This window comes from Diaminobutyricimonas aerilata (assembly GCF_002797715.1).
GTDB classification, from domain to species: domain Bacteria; phylum Actinomycetota; class Actinomycetes; order Actinomycetales; family Microbacteriaceae; genus Diaminobutyricimonas; species Diaminobutyricimonas aerilata.
In genome coordinates this window covers 3,021,210-3,039,561 of record NZ_PGFF01000001.1, presented here as the reverse complement: position 1 = coordinate 3,039,561, position 18,352 = coordinate 3,021,210, and the positions used below count along the sequence as shown (strand labels likewise).

17 protein-coding genes are annotated in these 18,352 nt (G+C 72.6%); 6 read left to right on the top strand and 11 right to left on the bottom strand.

Annotated elements, in window-relative coordinates; translation table 11 throughout:
- Positions 1 to 27 precede the first annotated feature (27 nt).
- The gene (locus CLV46_RS14500) at positions 28 to 1,311 is read left to right on the top strand and encodes an enolase C-terminal domain-like protein (protein WP_100366080.1); all 1,284 of its coding nucleotides are present in this window, start codon (positions 28 to 30) and stop codon (positions 1,309 to 1,311) included.
- 289 nt (positions 1,312 to 1,600) lie between these two features.
- Here CLV46_RS14500 and CLV46_RS14495 read toward each other — a convergent pair whose 3' ends face one another.
- Positions 1,601 to 2,347 carry an SDR family NAD(P)-dependent oxidoreductase gene (locus tag CLV46_RS14495; RefSeq protein ID WP_100365437.1) on the bottom strand — a complete coding sequence of 249 codons (747 nt, stop codon included), beginning with the start codon at positions 2,345 to 2,347 and terminating at the stop codon, positions 1,601 to 1,603.
- Positions 2,344 to 3,216 carry a fumarylacetoacetate hydrolase family protein gene (locus CLV46_RS14490; RefSeq protein WP_100365436.1) on the bottom strand — a complete coding sequence of 291 codons (873 nt, stop codon included), beginning with the start codon at positions 3,214 to 3,216 and terminating at the stop codon, positions 2,344 to 2,346. Before CLV46_RS14490 ends, CLV46_RS14495 begins: the two co-directional genes overlap by 4 nt.
- Before the next feature lie 68 nt (positions 3,217 to 3,284).
- Here CLV46_RS14490 and CLV46_RS14485 point away from each other — a divergent pair, with 68 nt between their 5' ends.
- Positions 3,285 to 3,602: an L-rhamnose mutarotase gene (locus CLV46_RS14485; protein ID WP_100365435.1), complete on the top strand. Its 318-nt coding sequence runs from the start codon at positions 3,285 to 3,287 to the stop codon at positions 3,600 to 3,602.
- Position 3,603: 1 nt separating this feature from the next.
- On the opposite strand, the gene CLV46_RS14480 is transcribed toward CLV46_RS14485, so the two are convergent.
- From CLV46_RS14480 to CLV46_RS14470, 3 genes are all read right to left on the bottom strand, one after another.
- Positions 3,604 to 4,629, bottom strand: coding sequence for a hypothetical protein (locus CLV46_RS14480; protein ID WP_100365434.1), 1,026 nt, complete (start codon positions 4,627 to 4,629; stop codon positions 3,604 to 3,606).
- 94 nt (positions 4,630 to 4,723) lie between these two features.
- Entirely contained in the window at positions 4,724 to 5,386 is a 663-nt protein-coding gene (locus CLV46_RS14475) for a response regulator (protein ID WP_100365433.1), read from the bottom strand.
- A complete protein-coding gene (locus CLV46_RS14470) occupies positions 5,383 to 6,609 on the bottom strand; it encodes a sensor histidine kinase (RefSeq protein ID WP_100365432.1) in 1,227 nt (408 codons plus the stop codon). The genes CLV46_RS14475 and CLV46_RS14470 overlap by 4 nt, the downstream gene beginning before the upstream one ends.
- Positions 6,610 to 6,780: 171 nt before the next feature.
- Here CLV46_RS14470 and CLV46_RS14465 point away from each other — a divergent pair, with 171 nt between their 5' ends.
- The gene (locus CLV46_RS14465) at positions 6,781 to 7,296 is read left to right on the top strand and encodes a hypothetical protein (RefSeq protein ID WP_100365431.1); all 516 of its coding nucleotides are present in this window, start codon (positions 6,781 to 6,783) and stop codon (positions 7,294 to 7,296) included.
- On the top strand, positions 7,293 to 7,643 hold the full coding sequence (locus CLV46_RS14460) for a hypothetical protein (protein ID WP_100365430.1): 351 nt from the start codon (positions 7,293 to 7,295) through the stop codon (positions 7,641 to 7,643). Before CLV46_RS14465 ends, CLV46_RS14460 begins: the two co-directional genes overlap by 4 nt.
- Before the next feature lie 6 nt (positions 7,644 to 7,649).
- Here the strand turns inward: CLV46_RS14460 and CLV46_RS14455 are convergent, their stop codons facing one another.
- From CLV46_RS14455 to CLV46_RS14435, 5 genes are all read right to left on the bottom strand, one after another.
- Positions 7,650 to 8,291 (bottom strand): dihydrofolate reductase family protein, encoded by a 642-nt coding sequence (locus CLV46_RS14455; protein WP_100365429.1) that lies wholly within the window; start codon positions 8,289 to 8,291, stop codon positions 7,650 to 7,652.
- Positions 8,292 to 8,399: 108 nt separating this feature from the next.
- Positions 8,400 to 9,281 (bottom strand): NmrA family NAD(P)-binding protein, encoded by an 882-nt coding sequence (locus CLV46_RS14450; protein ID WP_100365428.1) that lies wholly within the window; start codon positions 9,279 to 9,281, stop codon positions 8,400 to 8,402.
- A 102-nt stretch (positions 9,282 to 9,383) separates the two neighbouring features.
- Positions 9,384 to 10,163 carry a DNA-formamidopyrimidine glycosylase family protein gene (locus tag CLV46_RS14445; protein ID WP_100365427.1) on the bottom strand — a complete coding sequence of 260 codons (780 nt, stop codon included), beginning with the start codon at positions 10,161 to 10,163 and terminating at the stop codon, positions 9,384 to 9,386.
- Between the two features lie 9 nt (positions 10,164 to 10,172).
- Positions 10,173 to 14,750 (bottom strand): ATP-dependent helicase, encoded by a 4,578-nt coding sequence (locus CLV46_RS14440; RefSeq protein ID WP_100365426.1) that lies wholly within the window; start codon positions 14,748 to 14,750, stop codon positions 10,173 to 10,175.
- A gap of 54 nt (positions 14,751 to 14,804) precedes the next feature.
- Positions 14,805 to 15,446, bottom strand: coding sequence for an alpha/beta hydrolase (locus CLV46_RS14435; RefSeq protein WP_100365425.1), 642 nt, complete (start codon positions 15,444 to 15,446; stop codon positions 14,805 to 14,807).
- Positions 15,447 to 15,501: 55 nt separating this feature from the next.
- Between CLV46_RS14435 and CLV46_RS14430 the strand changes: the two genes are divergently transcribed.
- Positions 15,502 to 16,044: an NUDIX hydrolase family protein gene (locus CLV46_RS14430; protein ID WP_100365424.1), complete on the top strand. Its 543-nt coding sequence runs from the start codon at positions 15,502 to 15,504 to the stop codon at positions 16,042 to 16,044.
- A gap of 185 nt (positions 16,045 to 16,229) precedes the next feature.
- Here the strand turns inward: CLV46_RS14430 and CLV46_RS14425 are convergent, their stop codons facing one another.
- Positions 16,230 to 16,919, bottom strand: a complete 690-nt coding sequence (locus tag CLV46_RS14425) for a TetR/AcrR family transcriptional regulator (protein ID WP_157802346.1) — start codon at positions 16,917 to 16,919, stop codon at positions 16,230 to 16,232.
- Between the two features lie 41 nt (positions 16,920 to 16,960).
- On the opposite strand from CLV46_RS14425, the gene CLV46_RS14420 reads away from it, so the two are divergent.
- The gene (locus CLV46_RS14420) at positions 16,961 to 18,250 is read left to right on the top strand and encodes a glycosyltransferase (RefSeq protein ID WP_100365422.1); all 1,290 of its coding nucleotides are present in this window, start codon (positions 16,961 to 16,963) and stop codon (positions 18,248 to 18,250) included.
- Positions 18,251 to 18,352: the final 102 nt, after the last annotated feature.

The following is an 18,352-nucleotide window of genomic DNA, read 5'->3' as shown; positions in this document are numbered from 1 at the left end:
AAGCCACCGACCGCAGAGGAGCGCGCCGTGAGTATCGTCACCGGATTCGAGACCTTCGACGTGCGATTCCCCACCTCGCTCATGCTCGACGGGTCTGACGCCATGAATCCCGACCCCGACTACTCGGCGGCGTACCTGAAGGTGACCACCGACGCCCTCGACGGGCTCGAAGGACATGCGTTCGTCTTCACCATCGGGCGCGGCAACGACGTGCAGGTCGCCGCGATCGACGCCCTCGGCCACATCGTGGTCGGTGCCGACGTCGACGCGATCCTCGCTGACCTCGGCGGCTTCTGGCGCCGTCTCGTGCACGACTCGCAGCTGCGGTGGCTCGGGCCCGAGAAGGGTGCGATGCACATGGCGATCGGTGCGGTCGTCAACGCGTTCTGGGATCTCGCGGCGAAGCGCGCCGGCCTGCCGCTCTGGCAGCTGCTCGCGCGGATGACGCCCGAGCAGCTCGTCGACCTCGTCGACTTCCGCTACTTGACGGATGCGTTGACGCCGGAGGAGGCGCTCGACATCCTGCGCCGTGCCGAGCCGGGTCGCGCGGACCGCGAGACCGCGCTGCTCGCCGAGGGCTACCCCGGCTACACGACGACCCCGGGCTGGCTCGGCTACTCGGACGAGAAGCTCGCCCGGCTCGCGCGGGAAGCGGTCGACGACGGCTTCCGGCAGATCAAGCTGAAGGTGGGCGACGACCTCGACGACGACATCCGCCGCTTGCGTATCGCGCGCGATGTGGTCGGTCCGGACATCCGCATCGCCATCGATGCGAACCAGCGGTGGGATCGCGATCAGGCTATCGAGTGGGTGAACGCGCTCGCCGAGTTCGATCTGGCCTGGATCGAGGAGCCGACCAGCCCCGACGACGTGCTCGCCCATGCGGCGATCGCCCGCGGTGTGCATCCGATCCGCGTCGCCACGGGCGAGCACGGCATGAACCGGGTGCTGTTCAAGCAGCTGCTGCAGGCGGAGGCGACGGACATCGTGCAGATCGACGCGACCCGTGTCGCCGGCGTGAACGAGAACGTCGCCATCCTGCTGCTCGCCGCCAAGTTCGGGGTGCCGGTGTGTCCGCACGCGGGAGGCGTGGGCCTCTGCGAGGCGGTGCAGCACTTGTCGATGTTCGACTTCGTCGCCGTCTCGGGCACGCGTGAGGGCCGGGTGATCGAGTACACGAAGCACCTGCACGAGCACTTCACCGCGCCCGTCGAGGTGACGGGCGGCGCCTACCGCGCTCCGCTCACGCCCGGCGCCGGGATGGAGATGCTGCCCGCGAGCATCGCCGCGCACCTCTTCGCCCCCGCCTGACGCGCGCTCGTGCGCCCGCCGTTCCCTGAGCCTGTCGAAGGGAACCGCCGAACGTGCCCGTTCGCGACGGAAGACGCCCTTCACGGGGCGAATGGTGTCGCCAACGGGCACGCTCGAGGCGCGCGTTCCCTGAGCCTGTCGAAGGGAACCGTCGTACGACCCGCTTCGACAGGCTCAGCGAACGACCTCGCGTGCCGTTCCCTGAGCTTGTCGAAGGGAATCGCCGTGCGGCCCGCTTCGACGGGCTCAGCGAGCGCCGCCGCTCAGCGAGCACCGTCCGGCAGCGGATTCAGCGTCGTGGGCGCAGCGACTCCATGCCGCCGTCCACGGCCAGGATGACGCCGTTGGTGCTGCCGGAGCGCGGCGAGGCGAGGTACGCGACCGCGTCGGCGACCTCCGCCGGGGCGACGAGGCGTCCGCTCGGCTGACGCGCCTCGAGGGCGGCACGTTCGGCATCCGGATCCGCCGCGCTGTCGAGCAACCGGCCCACCCACGGGGTGTCGGCGGTGCCGGGCGCGACGGCGTTCACGCGGATGCCGAGCGGCAGGCAGTCCGTCGCGATCGCGAGCGTCATCGCCGAGATCGCGCCCTTCGACGCCGAGTACAGCACGCGCTGCGGCAGTCCGATCGACGCGGCGACCGAGCTCGTGAACACGACCGCGGCGGACGGGGACTCGCGCAGATGCGGCATGGCGTGCCGCACCGTGCGCGCCGACCCGACGACGTTGACGTTGAGCACGCGTAGCCACTCGTCGTCGTCGTTCGACTCGATGTCGCCCTGCGCGCCGATGCCGGCGTTCGCGACGACGACGTCGAGGCGGCCCGCATCCGCGACGACCGCGCCGATCGCGTCGCGCACGCTCGCATCGTCCGAGATGTCGCAGCGGATGCCCGTGAGTGGCGCGTCCACGCCGTCAGGCGCGAGGTCGAGACAGTACACGCGGGCGCCGCGGCGCTGCAGTTCCTCGGCCACCGCCTTGCCGAGCCCGGACGCCCCGCCCGTCACGGCCGCGACGAGTCCCTCGAAGTCGCTCACGACGCCACCTCCGCCGCGCGCACCGTGGAGCGCTGGCTGCCGAGCCCGGCGATCTCGACCTCGACCACGTCCCCGGCCGCCAGGTACGGGAAGCGGCCGGACAGGCCCACGCCTTCCGGCGTGCCCGTGTTGATGAGGTCGCCCGGCTCGAGCACCGTGAACCGGCTCAACCGGTGCACGATCTCGGCGACGTCGAAGATGAGGTCGTCGGTGTTCGAGTTCTGCCGGGTCTCGCCGTTGACGCGCGAGGTGAGGCGCAGCCCCGAGCCGTCACCGAGCTCATCTCGCGGCACGAACCACGGGCCGACCGGGTTGAAGGTCTCGAAGCTCTTGCCCTTGCTCCACTGCCCGCCGGATCGCTGGATCTGGTGCTCCCGCTCGGACACGTCGTCGGTGAGCACGAAGCCGGCGATGCACTCGAGCGCGGCCTCGCGCGACGGCAGGTAGCGGGCGCGCCGTCCGATGACGACGCCGAGCTCGACCTCCCAATCCGTCGTAGTCGATCCGGGCGGCAGCAGGATGTCGTCGAACGGTCCGACGACGGTGTTCGGGTGCTTGTGGAAGACCACGATGTCGGTCGGCGGCTCCGCCCCGGATTCACGGGCGTGGGCGGCGTAGTTCATGCCGATGCAGATGACGGCGGACGGGCGGGCGATGGGCGCTCCTACGCGGAGCGCACTGCCGTCGGCCGGGTCCTCGAGCGCGGGCAGGCTCTCCGCCTGGAGTGCTTCGCGCACCCGCCGGATGCCGTCGTCGGCCAGGAACGCACCGTCGATGTCGTCGGTGAGGCCGCGCAGGTCCCAGGTTCCGTGGTCGTCGACCGCCACGGGGATCTCGTGGCCGGGGTCGCCGAGACGCTGCAGTCGCATCCGAGGGTCCTTTCGCTCGTCTCTGCCAGCCTATTACTATTTCCTATAGGCATACGAGGGAGAGGCCGATGCGCGTCGCACTGCATTCCGTTCTGCGGGAGGGGCTTGAAGCGGAGTACGAGGTCGAGCACGAGCGCATCCCCGCCGACCTCGCCGCGAGCTTCGCCCGGCTCGGCATCCGCGACTGGACGATCTGGCGCAGCGGCCGCGACCTCTTCCACCTCGTCGAATGCGACGACTTCGCCGCCGCCATGACGGCCCTCGACGACGACCCGGCCAACGAGCGCTGGCAGGCGCACATCGGCCGGTTCGTCGATCACTTCGAGGAGTTCGACGGGTCGCTCGTCATGCCGCGGGTGTGGCGGCTCTCCGAGCAACCCGACTGAGTCACCACGCCGTGAGCTCCGCCCGAGGAGCCCACGCGACGCGGCGTCGGGCGTAGGCGACGGTCGCGACGGCGAGCGCGACGCCCCACAGCGGCCAGAGCAGCTCGGGGCCGATCGTCGTCCAGTTGCCCGTGAGGGGCATCTCGCCGGAGACGATGACGCGCACGAACCCGATGCCGGATGCGGTGATCGATGCCGCGGCGACAGAGGCGGGGATGACCGCCAGCAGCACGGGGACTCGACGCTCACCGAGCACGGGGACCCATCGGGGGAAGCGTTCGCCCCAGCGCTGCACGAGACCCAACGCGAGCAATCCGCCCACGGTCGCGACGAGCGCGAGCCCGAGGCCGATCAACCACAGGCCCGACTGCTGCCCCTGCCGCATCATGTCGTCGCTGATGCCGAGGGGGATGCCCGCGGCCCACGCGAAGCGGGTGCTCGCGTAGACCAGGGGCACGAGCAGCGCCACGATCGCAGCCGCGCGTGCCGTGCGGGACGCGGGTCGGCCGTCGGTGTGCACCCGCCGGCGACCGCGTCGCGCCCCGGAGACGGCCGCCCCGAGCCACAACAGTCCACCGACGACGAACGCCGCCTGGGTGGCGATCTGGTCGTCGAGCGGGGGCATGCGCAGGCTCAACGCGTAGCCGAGGAACGCCATGAGCCGGGCGTCGGCGACGACGAGCACGGTCACCGCGAGCACGGCTCCCGCCATCACCGTCGGTGCGACACCCGTGCGGTGCGACGCCCGCAGCATCCGCAGTGCGATGGCGGCGCCGACCGCTCCGAGCAGCGCGACGCCGGCGATCATGACGCCGCGCGGAAGGAACTCGGCGACGGCGAGCTTGAGCGTGCCCGGCTCGGACGCGAAGGGGTAGGGCAACAGCTCGAGCAGCCAGAGCGCCGCCGCCGCGAGGCCGAGGAGCGACGCGAGCAGGGCGGCGGCCGCGGGAATGGAGGATCGCGACGTGCCGGTCGCACGTCGGGATGTGGCGACGGATGCGGTGGGAACGGGAGGTGAACTGGTCATGCTCCCAGCGTCCGCGGCGGGCTGAAGCGGCGGATCCCTCGCACGAGCCGGAGGACACCTCCCCCGGGGGAAACGCCGACCCCTCCGTCGGGTGCTACTCGGCGCCCGGACGGATGAAGCCGCTCTCGTAGGCGGCGACGACGGCCTGGGTGCGGTCGCGCACGCCGAGCTTCACGAGGATCGCCGCGACGTGCGACTTCACCGTCTCGAGGGCCAGGAACAACCGGGCCGCGATCTCGGCATTGCTCAACCCCTGAGCGACGAGCCGCAGCACCTCCTGCTCCCGGCCGCTCAGCCGGGCGGAGAGCCGCTCCGCGGCGGGAGCGGGTCCGCGCAGCGCCGCGAGACGGCGCACCGCGACGGGATACAGCAGCACGTCGTCGTGCGCCACCACGCGGATGGCGCGAGCGAGCTCCTCGGGCTGCGCGCGTTTGAGCACGAAACCCGAGGCGCCGATCCGGAGGGCCTCGTACACGTAGTCGTCGCTCTCGAACGTGGTGAGCACGAGCACGCGGGGAGCGTCCGCTCCGGCGCGGAGCAGCGTCTCGGTCGCCCGAAGGCCGTCGATGCGGGGCATCCGCACGTCCATCAGCACCACGTCGGGACGCGTCGAAGCGACGAGGGCGGGCACCTCGTCGCCGTCCGCCGCCTCCCCGACGATCTCGAGGTCGGGCTCAACGGCGAGGATCGCGCGCAGGCCGCCGCGCACGAGCGCCTCGTCGTCGACGATCGCGAGGCGGATGACGGCGCCGCTCATCGGCGGCTCCCCGTGCGCAGGGGAGCGGTCGCGACCAGCCGCCATAGGCCGTCGCCCGATTCGATGCGCACCTCGCCCTGCAGCACCGCGAGGCGTTCCCGGATGCCCGTGAGTCCGCGGCCCGCGCGCGGCGGCGGTGCCTCCGGGGCGACGGGGTTGGACAGCTCCAGCCGCGCGTGCGCGTCGACGCGCACCTCGAGGCGCGCGGTGCGCCCCGACCCGTGGCGCAGAGCGTTGGTGAGTCCCTCCTGGGCGACGCGGTACAGCTCGCGCGAGAGGCTGTCGGGCAGCTCGGCGAGGTCTCCCGAGACGACGAGGTCGAGGTCGAGACCGGCGGCGCGCGCGTCGCCGGTGAGGTCGCCGAGCGCCGCGAGCGTCGGCGCGGGAGCACGTGCGGCCGCCTGCTCACCCGAACGGAGCACTCCGAGGGCGTAGTCGAGGTCACCCGCGGCACGGCGGCCGATCCGCTCGATCTCGCCGAGTGCCGCTCGAGCGGCCTCCGGATCGGTGTCGAGTATGCGGGCGGCCGCCGTGGCCTGCAGCGAGGTGACGGTCAGCGCGTGCCCGATGGTGTCGTGGAGCTCCCGTGCGAGGTCGGTGCGGCGGGCGAGGACCGCCTCGCGTTCCGCGGCCTGGCGAGCGCGTTCCTCCGGCGTCGGGCCGAGGAGCACGTCCGCACACCACGGCGCGAGCAGCCCGCCCGCGATGCTCCCGGCGACGACGAGTCCGCTCACGATCACGACGGCGCCGGTTGCGGCCGCGGTGTCGAAGCCGGGGAAGAGTGCGGAGGCGAATGCGGCGACCGCACCGCCGCCGCTCACCGCGTCCACGATCGCGGTCACGAGCACCGGCAGAACGAAGGCGACCGTCGCGACGGTGAGCCCTCCGGTGAGCACGTGGCCGGCGAAGAACACGGCACCGCGCAGCACGTCGGCGGCTCCGCGCAGATCGGGGAGGGTGACGTCGAGGAGTGCCCGCGCGGCGGTGCGCTCGAGGTCGCGGGTGACCTGCAGGAAGGCGGGCAGGCATAACAGGGCGAGGGCCACCACCGTGATGACCACGACCGCATCCCTGCCCGTGCGTGCGGCCGGGGAGACCCAGACGGACACGGCCCACAGCACGAGCACGGCGTACGGCACGGCAGCGAGCCCGCCGAGCAGCAGGAACAGCGCGCGACGCACGATGACGCCGACGCCCGCCCTCCCGTTCGGCCACCCACGCATGCTCCCAGCGTGCCCGCTCGCCACCGCCCGCGCATCCCTCGCGCGGGGGTATGGCGGAGCCGCACGCAGTCCCGGCGACGTCCGGGATGCCGCCGGTAGGCTCGACGCCGAGAGCGAGGGATCGCTCGCACCGATGGCGCACACGAAGGCTGACACGCATGGCTGACTCGCATGGCTGACACCGAGGGCTTCGACCCGCGATACGACCCCGCCTTCCAGCGTGGTTACAGCGGCGCCCCGGCGACCGGCGCTCGCCCGGCGCGACGCCGTGCCGAGACCGAGAGCACGCCGCACGCCGCCGACTACATCGAGCTCTTCCCGCCCCAGCCGCGCGAGGCGGAGCGACCCGCCGCGCCGGTGGAGTCCGCGGCCGAGGCCGAACCGCAGGCGGAGGCGGTCCCCGCACCGGTCGTGTCGTCGCCGCTGGCGATCCGCGGCAACCCGTTCGTGATCGCGCTCTGGATCATCGCCGCGGTGCTCATCGCGGGCGGCCTCGGCGCCTACTGGTACGGCCAGTCGATCTTCACCTCGATCACGGAGGTCGAGCCGGCGACCTACGTCCTCAGCGGCTTTCTCACCGACATCGCGCCGTGGCTCGTCGCGTGCGGAGTGCTCACCGCCGTGGCTGTCGTCGTGCTGCACGCCGCAGCGTGGCGTCGCGGCGACCAGCCGACACCGCACGAGTGAACACCGCCCGAGCGGGGCGGCCCGATCGCGCCAAGCGCCCGCTGCTGCTGAGCACCCTCGCCCTCATCCTCGCGGTGATCGCGGTGCTGCCGTTGTGGTTCGCCCTCGCGGTGCTCGCCATCCCCGGCGCGGCGGGACCGTTCGGCGGCGCGTTCCTCTTCATCGTCTACTTCGGGTGGGTGCTCATCCCCGTCGCGGCGCTCGCCGCGCTCGTGCTGGCGATCATCTGCCTCGTGCGCCGGCTGCCCGGGTTCCGGCGCTCGCTCGGAGCCCTGCTGTTGAGCGTGTTCGCCCTGCTCGGATGCGGTCTGCTGTTCGCGAACCTCGCGGCGAACCCGCCTGCGTGAGCCTCGTCAGCGCGCGAAGGTGACGTGGATGACGCCGCTCTCGGCGACCTCTGACGTCACGGCGTAGTCCCGCTCGAGTTCGTGGAGGTCGTCCCAGAGCCGCACGCCCCGGCCGAGCACGACGGGCGTGATGGCGACGTGCAGCCGGTCGACCAGACCGGCGGCGAGGAAGTCGCGGGCGACGCCCGCTCCGCCGCCCACCCGCACGTCGCCCGCGCCGGCCAGCTCCTGCGCCCGGGTGAGAGCCGACTGCGGGCTCGTGGCGAGGAACTCGAAGCGGGTGCCGTTGGCGAACTCGATCGGCGGGCGCTCCCGGTGGGTGAGCACGAGCACCGGCACTTCGAACGGCGGCTCGTCGCCCCACCAGCCACGCCAGTCGGCGTCGTCCGGATAGGCGTGGAGTCCGAACATCCCGGCGCCCATGATCTCCGCGCCGACCCCGTGGAAGTAGGCGGCCGCGTAGCGGTCGTCGACCCCGGTCGTTCCTTCCCCCGACGGGTCGTGCAGCACCCGCCGCCGGAAGGTGCGCGTGGCGGCGTAATGGGCGACGATCTTGCCCCACTCCTCGCCCATCGGATGCTCGGGGGACTGGCCGGCGGGCATCGCGACGCCGTCGAGAGAGATGTTGAGGTCGATGCGGACCGCCATGGGACCCTTCCGTAGTAAGTGAACGGGGTCCACATTGTCAGTCGCGTGGGCGGCCGTCAACCGTGCGTCGGAGGCGGTCCACCCGCGGCGGGCAGGAGGGCCAGCGCCTCACCCGTCGGCCATGACTCCCGCGAGATGCTCCTGCGCCCACGCGGCGAGCGTGGTCGGCGTCGTGCTGCGCAGGTCCCGGGCATCCTCGGGCCGGTAGTCCGGGTTCCGGAAGCCGCGCGACATGCCGATGATGCCGTCGATCTGCTTCTCGGTCATGCCGAACGACCGCAGCTGTTCGGCTGTCTGCTCGTCGCTCACCTGTTCGGCGCGGATCTCGCGGCCGAGCACCCTCCCGACGATCCGCGCCACATCCCCGAAGCTCAGGTCGGCGGGGCCGTACACGCCTTGCGTGTGGCGCCCGGTCCATGCCGTCGACAACAGTCGAGCGGCTGCGACCGCGGCGATGTCGCCGGGGGCGACCCACGGCAGGGCGAGGTCGGTCGGCATCGTGGTGGTGATGATGCCCGAGCGCAGGCCGTCGACGTCCATCAGCAGGTTGCTGAAGAAGTACCCGCAGCGCAGGTGCGTGACCGAGGCGCCCGTCTCGTCGAGCAGCTCCTCCGTGCGTCCGAGTCCGTCGATCTCGCCGAAGCCGCTGCGCGCATCCGCCCCGCTGCTGCTCTGGAACACGACCCGCGGGATCCCGTTCTCGCGCACCGCGCGAGCCGCGACGGCGCCCATGCGGGCGTAGCCGGCCGCCGGATCGTCGTCCTCGGTCGGCGGGTCGACCCAGTAGAGCGCATCGACGCCCTCGGTGGCCGCCACGACGGCGTCCGCGTCGCCCTGGTCGACCTCGACGACATCCGCGGCGGCGCGCACGGCGTCGCTCAACTTCGCCGCATCGCGCGCGAGGACGCGCGGACGTTCCCCGGCCTGCACGAGCAGCGGCACGAGCCGCGAGCCGACGTTCCCGGTGGGGGTGGTGACGGCGATGGTCATGGTTGCTCCTCTCTCGTGTGTGTGTGTCCGAGGATCGCTCGCACCACCGACATCCGGAGTGCTCCTGTCGTGGGGGTGTCGGCGGGACTGGCGGCGGGGTGCTCAGCTCTGGCAGCGGGGGCACCAGAAGGTGTTGCGCTCCTGCAGTTCGTCGCGGCCGAGCTGACCGCCGAGCAGGCGGGTGCCACAGCGGCGGCACGGCTGGCCCGCACGACCGTAGACCCAGCTGCGCTGGCCCGCGCGGCTGTCCCCCGTGGTGACCCGGTTCATCCGGTCGCGGTTCGCCTGCAGCAGCCGGTACGAGAGGTCCACGAGCGCCGCCACGTCCGCGACCTCGCCGATCGGGCGGGTCGGCAGCACGCCGCGCAGAAAGCAGAGTTCGTTCGCGTACACGTTGCCGACGCCGGCGAGGTTGCGCTGGTCGAGCACCGCCACGAACACCGGAATGGCCGGGTCGGCGGTCAGCCGCCGCGTCGCCTCCGCCGCATCCCAGTCTGCGCCGAGCAGATCCGGTCCGAGGTGCCCGACGACGTCGTCCTCCTCGGAGCGGCGGATGAGTTCGGTGATCCCGAGCGCGAAGCCGACGGCCTGCACCGGTTCGGTCTGCAGCACGGCTCGCGCCTGGTGCGCGGGGCGCCGCCAGCGTTCGCCCGGCTTGTACACGTGCCAGACGCCCTCCATCTTGAGGTGGGTGTGCAGCGTGTAGTCGCCGATGCGGTGCAGCAGGTGCTTGCCGCGGCTGACCACCTCGAGCACCGTCTCGCCGGTGAGGTCGGAGGTCGCGAAGCGAGGCACGCGCAGGTCGAAGCCGGTGAGCACCTTGCCGGCGAGGGCCGCGTGCTGCCGCTTCGCCGCCTGGTAGACGGTGTCACCCTCGGGCATCGGTGGTCCTCATCGCAGGCGCAGACCCTGCGGGGTCTCGGCGAACCCGGCCTCGCGGAGGGCCTTTCCGAGCGGGGTGCCCACCACGAAGTCACCGTCGACGCGCTCGACGCGCACTCGTCCGCCGCTCGCCCGGATCGTGGAGGCGAGCGAGCGCGCCGCGACCTCGAGCAGACCGTCGTCGCCGAAGGTGAGCACCGTGCGTCCGCCGCGCTCGACGTAGAGGGCGAGCACCCCGTCGACGAGCACGACGAGGGCACCGGCCTTGCGCCCGGGACGGTGACCCCGCTCCTCGGGGTCGTCCGGGGGCGGCCAGGGCAGGGATGCGCCGTAGGGGTTCGCGGGATCGGTCGCCGCGAGCGTCACGGCGGTGGGCGGGGAGTCGTCCGCCTCGTCCCGGGCGAACGTGCGCAGCCGGTCGACCGTCGGGCCGGTCGCGAACTGCGCCGCGCCGAGCCCCTCGACGAAGTACCCGCGGCGGGCGCGGCCGGTCTCCTCGAACCCGCTCAGCACCTTGTACACGGTCGCGAAGCCGCCCAGCACGCCCTCGGCCATCACCGCGCCGCGGGTGACGACGCCGTAGCGTTCGAGCAGTTGCTCGGCGGTCGCCGCGGCGCGCACGGTGGCGTCGGGCTCGCGGCCGGGCAGCAGCGACCAGCGGCCGCCGACGGTCGGCGGACCGGACTGGGTCGGCATCGTGGGGCGCGCGCGTCCGCGGTAGGCGCGGGTGCGCGGGGGCCGGGCGGCGCGGGTCGTGCCCCGCCCGCCGAGCTGGGCGCGCAGCGGCGCGAACGTGTCGTTGGTGACGCGGGTGGACCACACGAGGTCCCACAGCGCCGTCGTGAGTTCGGCGTCGTCGGTGCTGCCGACCGCATTGGAGAGCTGCCGGAAGAAGAACGCACCGCCGCCGGCGAGCGCGTCGAGCACGCGGCGCTGCAGGTCGGTGGTGTCCTCCTCGCCGAGCGGTTCCGGCAGGGTCAGGTGGGCCGTCTCGGCGAGGTGCAGGCTCACCCATCCGTCGTTTCCGGGCAGAGAGCCGGCGCCCGACCACAGCACCTCACCGGTCGCGGTGAGCTCGTCGAGCCAGGCGGGGGAGTAGTCGGACACGCGCCCGGGCAGCACGAGCGACTCCCACGCGCTCGCGGGCAGGGCGACGCCGCTGAGCTGCTCGATGGCGTGCACGACCCCGTCGATCCCGCGCAGCGGGGAGGTGACGTGCTGCCAGGCGGGGAGGAAGCGGCCGAGCGTGTCGTGCGACACCGGCTCGACCTCGTGACGCAGCGCTGCGAGCGACCGCGATCGCAGCCGGCGCAGCACTTCCGCGTCGACCCACTCGCTGCCGGTCGCGCCCGGCCGGAACTCGCCCTCGACCACCCGGCGGTCCGCGGCGAGCCGCCGCAGCGCATCCAGGGCCACCGCCGGTCCGAGACCGAAGCGCTCGGCGACGGCCGTGACCGTGAAGGGCCCGTGGGTGCGGGCGTACCGGCTGACGAGGTCGCCGAGCGGATCGGGAACCGGCTCGACGAACGCGGTCGGCACCCCGATCGGCAGCGGCACCCCGAGCGCGTCCCGCAAGCGGCTCGCGTCTTCGATGATCGCCCAGCGGTCGTCGCCGGCGATGGATGCGCGCAGCACGCGGTTCGCGCGGGCGAGGCCGTCGAGCCATTCGCCGATGACGGTGGCGTCCACCGGGGGAGCGTCGTCGAGCACCGCGACGCGGTCGACGATCTCCGGCACGCTGAGCGGCCCGAGCAGCCGCAGCAGGTCGACGACGCCCTCGATGCCCTTCGCCTTGCGGTCGGGCGTGAGGCGCTGCAGCTCCCGCTCGGTCTGCTCGAGCACGCTGGCGTCGAGCAGCTCGCGCAGCTCCGCGCGTCCCAGCAGCTCGGCGAGCAGCGTCGAGTCGAGCGAGAGGGCGGCTGCCCGGCGCTCCGCGAGCGGGGAGTCGCCCTCGTACATGAACGCCGCGACATATCCGAACAGCAGAGACCGCGCGAACGGCGACGCCTGGTCGGTCTGCGTCTCGACGATGCGGATGCGGCGGCTCGCGATCTCGGCGGTCAGCGCGGCGAGGGCGGGCAGGTCGTACACGTCCTGCAGCACCTCGCGGATGGCCTCGAGCACGATCGGGAAGCTCGGGAACTTGCGGGCGACATCGAGCAGTTGCGAGGCGCGCTGCCGTTGCTGCCAGAGCGGGGAACGCCGGCCGGGGTCGCGGCGGGGCAGGAGAAGGGCACGCGCCGCGCACTCCCGGAACCGGGCCGCGAACAGCGCCGACCCGCCCACCTCATCCGTCACCGTGCGTTCGAGCTCGTCGTGCTCGAACACGAACAGCTCCGCGCTCGGCGGTTCGCCGTCGGTGTCGGGCAGCCGCACGATGATGCCGTCGTCGCCCGCGACGGCTGCCCCGTCGTAGCCGTACCGGTCGCGAACGCGCGCGGAGACGGCGAGCGCCCACGGCGCGTGCACCTTCATGCCGTACGGGGAATGCAGCACGACGCGCCAGTCGCCGAGCTCGTCGTGGAAGCGCTCGACCACGAGCGTGCGGTCGGTCGGCACGTGGCCGGTGGCCGCCTTCTGCTCCTCGACGAACGCGACGAGGTTGTTCGCGGCACGCTCGTCGAGACCGCCGCGCACGACCCGCTGACGCGCATCCGCGGCGGATGCGGTCGCCACCTCACGGGTGAACGCGCCGATCGCGCGACCGAGTTCCGCGGGCCGGCCGATGCCGTCGCCCTTCCAGAACGGCACCCGCCCGGGCTGCCCGAACGCGGGCGTCACGATGACCCGGTCGTGCGTGATGTCCTCGATGCGCCAGCTCGTCGCGCCGAGCGCGATCACGTCGCCGACGCGGGACTCGTAGACCATCTCCTCGTCGAGCTCGCCCACGCGGCGCCCGCCGGTGTTCGCGGTCGTCTCGCTTCCGGCGATGAACACGCCGAAGAGCCCGCGGTCGGGGATCGTGCCGCCACTCGTGACGGCGAGACGCTGCGCACCGGGACGCCCGGTGATGGTGCCGGCGACGCGGTCCCACACCAGTCGTGGCCGCAGTTCGGCGAACTCGTCGCTCGGATACCGTCCGCTCAGCAGGTCGAGGGTCGCGTCGTACGCCGACCGCGGGAGCGTCGCGAACGGCGCGCTCCGGCGCACCGTGTCGAACCACTCCTCCACATCCGCAGACCCGAGGGCGACGTGCGCCACGGTCTGCTGGGCGAGCACGTCGAGCGGGTTGGTCGGGATGGACAGCGCCTCGATCTGCCCGGCGATCATCCGTTCGCTCGCGACGGTCGAGTGGATGAGGTCGGCGCGGTGCTTCGGATACAGCACGCCGCGCGAGACCTCACCGACCTGGTGGCCGGCGCGGCCGACGCGCTGCAGTCCGCTCGCGACCGACGGCGGCGACTCCACCTGGATCACCTGGTCGACGGCGCCCATGTCGATGCCGAGTTCGAGCGAGGAGGTCGCGACGACGCAGCGCAGTCGGCCGCTCTTGAGGTCGTCCTCGATCGTGGCGCGCTGTTCCTTGCTGACGGAGCCGTGGTGGGCGCGGGCGAGCAGCGGCTCGGCGCCGGAGGTGAGTCCGGACTGCCCCGGCGCTTGCGCCGGGTACGACGTGCGCTGCTCCGACTCGGCGACGGCCGCCGCATCCGCCCCGCCGTTCTCGAGCGCGAGCCGTTCGGCGTAGATCTCGTTGAGCCGCGCGGTGAGCCGCTCCGACAGGCGCCGGGAGTTGGCGAAGACGATGGTCGAGCGGTACTGAAGCACCTGGTCGACGATGCTCTCTTCGACGTGCGGCCAGATCGAGCCCTGCAGGTCGCCGTCGGAGTTGCGGTCGGTCGTCGTGCCGAGCTCGGTCATGTCGTCGACGGGAACAACGACGCGCAGGTCGAACCGCTTCTCGGATGCGGGGGCGACGATCGTGACGGGGGCGGAGCCGCCGAGGAAGCGGGCGACCTCCTCCTGCGGCCGCACCGTCGCCGAGAGGCCGATGCGTTGAGCGGGGCGCTCGAGCAGCTCGTCGAGGCGCTCGAGCGAGAGGGCGAGGTGGGCGCCGCGCTTGGTCGCCGCGACCGCGTGCACCTCGTCGACGATGACGGTCTCGACCCCCACGAGCGACTCGCGCGCCGACGAGGTGAGCATCAGGAACAGGCTCTCCGGCGTCGTGATGAGGATGTCGGGCGGGGTGCGCTGCAGCGCGCGACGTTCCGTCGAGGGGGTGTCGCCCGAGCGGACGCCGACGCGGATCTCCGGGGCGGCGAGGCCGAGCCGCCGGGCGGTCTGCGTCACCCCGACGAGCGGACTGCGCAGGTTGCGTTCCACGTCGACGCCGAGCGCCTTGAGCGGCGAGATGTAGAGCACGCGGGTGCGGTGCTGCGGGTCCTCGGGCAGCTCGCCGGTCGCGAGTCGGTCGATCGCCCATAGGAACGAGGCGAGCGTCTTGCCCGAGCCGGTCGGGGCGATGACGAGGGCGTGCGACCCGGTCGAGATCGCGTCCCACGCGCCGAGCTGGGCCGAGGTCGGGGCCGGGAACGCGCCGTCGAACCACTCCCGCGTGGCGCGGGAGAAACGGTCGACGACGGAGCTCACCGCCTCATCCTGCCGCCAGCCACCGACAGTCGGCTGCGAGCCCGCAGCCGGCGCTCAGCGCAGGTGCTCGCGCAGGAACGCCGCGATGTCGCGCGTCTCCGCCGCCGAGATGCCGTGCGCGACGTCTTCGTAGATGCGCTCGGTGAGTCGGGTGTGGCGCGGCAGCCACTCGGCGGAGTGCTCGATCGCGGCAGCTGGGATGACCTCGTCGAGGGTGCCGCGCCCCCAGAACAGCGGCGGACGCACCTCGGCGAGTCGTTCGTCGCCCGCGTGCACGCCGCGCACGACGTATCCGCTGATCGCCGCCGTCGCGGCGACCCGTTCCGGCGCGAGGCGCAGCAGCTGGGTCGCGATCGCGGCACCCTCGCTGAAGCCGAGGGTGAGGATGCGCGTGAACGGCAGGGTGTCCAGCCAGTCGAGCACGGCCGTCGCCGACGCATCCGCTTGCGCCTCCCGCGAGGTGCCGCCCCGGGTGCCCGGCGCGGGCTCGAACCACGACCATCCGCCGCCCTCGGGCACGGTCGCACGCACTGACGCGACGACCGCGTTCAGCGGCAGCGCGGGCGAGAGCGCGAAAAGGTCGCCCTCGTGGGCGCCCCTGCCGTGCAGCAGCACGATGAGCGGTTTGTCGCCCCAGTGGTGCTCGCCGGCCGACCACAGCACGGCCCTCGCATCGAGTGCGCGGTATGCGGTCATGGATCCTCCTCGCGCCGCTGTGCTCCACGCTAGCCGCGGCGGGTAAGAATGGAGCATGAGTTCCGTCGGCACCCCTGACCCGAATTCCGGCTGGCTCTCCGACGAGGAACTCGCGGAGACCCGACGGCGACTGCCCCTGCTCTACGTCGAGGCCGTACCGGTGCGCACGGATGGGATGGGCACGGTCACCGAGGTCGGCGTGCTGTTGCGCGCCAATGCGGCCGGGTCGATCACGCGCACCCTCGTGAGCGGACGCGTCATGTTCGGTGAGACGCTGCGCAACGCGCTGTACCGCCACCTCGAGAAGGACCTCGGCCCGATGGCGTTCCCGCAGCTGCCGCTCAGCCCCGTGCCGTTCTCGGTGGCCGAGTATTTCCCCATCCCGGGACTCAGTGCGTACGTCGACGAGCGGCAGCACGCCGTCGCGCTCGCCTACGTCGTGCCGGTGACCGGCACGTGCGAGCCGCGCCAGGATGCGCTCGAGCTCACCTGGATGACTCCGGCCGAGGCGTCGAGCCCGTCGATCCACGCCGAGATGGAGGGCGGCCGCGGCACCCTCCTGCGTCAGGCGCTCGCCTCCGTCGGCGTGCTCGGCTGACCCGCACCGTTCCCTGAGCCTGTCGAAGGGAACACGTCGTACAACCCGCTTCGACAGGCTCAGCGAGCGTGCGTTCCCTGAGCCTGTCGAAGGGAACACGTCGTACAACCCGCTTCGACAGGCTCAGCGAGCGTGCGTTCCCTGAGCCTGTCGAAGGGAACCGCTGCACGACCCGCGCCGAGCGCTCAGCTCGAGGGCTCGCCCCCGCGTTCCTCGGCCGCGAGTGCCTCGAGCTGCGCCACCGCCGTGGCGGCCGCCCAGCGTTCGAAGCGCGCGCGCGCCCATCCGCTCGTCTCCACGAGGTGCGTGAAGCTCTCGTGCGACACCACCAGACTCAACACGTCGACCGCGGCATCGATGTCGCTCGGCACCGTGCCGCCCCGTTCGCCGTAGGCGCGGACTAGACCGGCGAACTCCCGCCGGCGGCGCGCGACGAGGTCCGCGAGCGTCTCAGCGACGGCCGGATCGACGTCGGCGGCCGCGTTGACCGCTCGCCAGATCCCGGCTGAGCGGGCGAACGCGTCCGTCGTCACGTTCACGAGGGCGGCGAGGAACGCACGGGCGTCGACCACCTCGGCCGTGGCCGCGAAGTCCGCACGCTCGCCCATCGGCTCACGGCCCTCCCGCTCGGCGAAGGCGAGCTCGAACGCCGCGAAGAGCAGATCGCGCTTGGGGCCGTGGCCGTTCACCGTCTCGACGCTCACGCGAGCTCGTTGCGCGATGGCGCGCAAGGTGGTGGCCGCGTAACCGTCCGCGGTGAAGCTCGCGAGCGCCGCGTCGACGATGCGTCGTCGGGTCTCGGATGCGGCGGCGGCCCGTACCGCGGAGCGGTAGACGCGGGTCTTGCGTGGTAGGTCTTCATTCAGTACAGTCACGATGCATTCAATACTACGCCATACAACCCGAAAGCCTGGCCATGTCCTCCATCCTGTTCTGCTCGACCCCCGTCATCGGGCACATCGCCCCGCTGCTGCCCGTCGCGTCGGCCCTCGCCGACGCCGGACACCGGGTGCGGATGCTCACCGGCGCCCGCTACCGGGAGGCCGTCGAGAGCGCGGGCGCGGAGTGGCTCCCGCTGCCCGAGGCCGCCGACTACGACGACACGCGCATCGACGAGCTGTTCCCCGGCCGCGTCGGGCTCAAGGGACCGACTCTCATCACGCACGACTTCCGCGAGATCTTCGTGCGCCCGATGGAGGCTCAGGCGGCCGCCGTCGACGCGGCGCTCGAGGCGGTCCCCACGGACGTGGTGCTCACCGAAGCGTTGTTCACGGGCATCCTCCCGCTGCTCACGCGGCCGCGGAGCCGGCGCCCAGCCGTGCTCGCGATGGGCATCGTGCCGCTCGGCCTCGACAGCCGGGACACGGCCCCGTTCGGCCTCGGCATCCCTCCGCTGCCGGGCGCCGTGGGCCGGGTGCGGAACGCCGCGCTGCGTTTCGTGGCCCAGCGCGTCGTCTTCGCCTCCGTGCAGCGCGACGCGACCGCTCGACTGCGCGGGATCACGGGACACGGACTGCCCACGTTCGTGCTGAACTGGCCCTCGCTCGCGGACGGGATCGTGCAGTTCACGGTGCCGTCCTTCGAGTACCCCCGGCCGGATCTGCCGACCGAGGTCCACTTCGTCGGACCCGTCTCGCGCAGCGGCCGCGACGTGCCGTTGCCGGCGTGGTGGAGCGAGCTCGACGGATCGCGTCCCGTCGTGCACGTGACACAGGGCACGATCGCGAACGCCGACGTCGAGGATCTGCTGCTGCCCACGGTCCGGGCCCTCGCCGCGGTCGACGTGGTCGTCGTCGTGTCCACCGGCGGTCGCGACGTGGCGGCCCTCGGCGAGCTGCCGGCGAACGCCTGGGCCGCCCCCTTCCTGCCCTACGACGTCCTGTTGCCCAAGACGTCGGTGCTCGTCACGAACGGCGGGTACGGCGGCGTGCACTTCGCCATGCGGCACGGCGTGCCCATCGTCATCGCGGGTCAGACCGAGGACAAGGCGGAGGTGTCGGCGCGCGTCGCCTGGTCGGGGGTGGGGATCGACCTGCGCAGCAACCGCCCGAGCGAGGAGGCGATCCGCCAGGCCGTGCGTCGAGTGCTGGGGGAACCCTCGTACCGTGCCGCGAGCCGGCGGATCGGCGACGACATCGCCGCGGCTCCGGGTGTGGCGGGCATCCTGCCGCTCATCGAGCGGTACGCGGGCTCGCGCGTCGAGTAGGCGCGGCCGCCGTATCCGCCGAGCGTGCCTTCATCCGACGGATCGTGGCGTCGGGAGGCGGTGCAACGTCGGATGGGGGCACGTTCGACGAAGAGGAGGTGC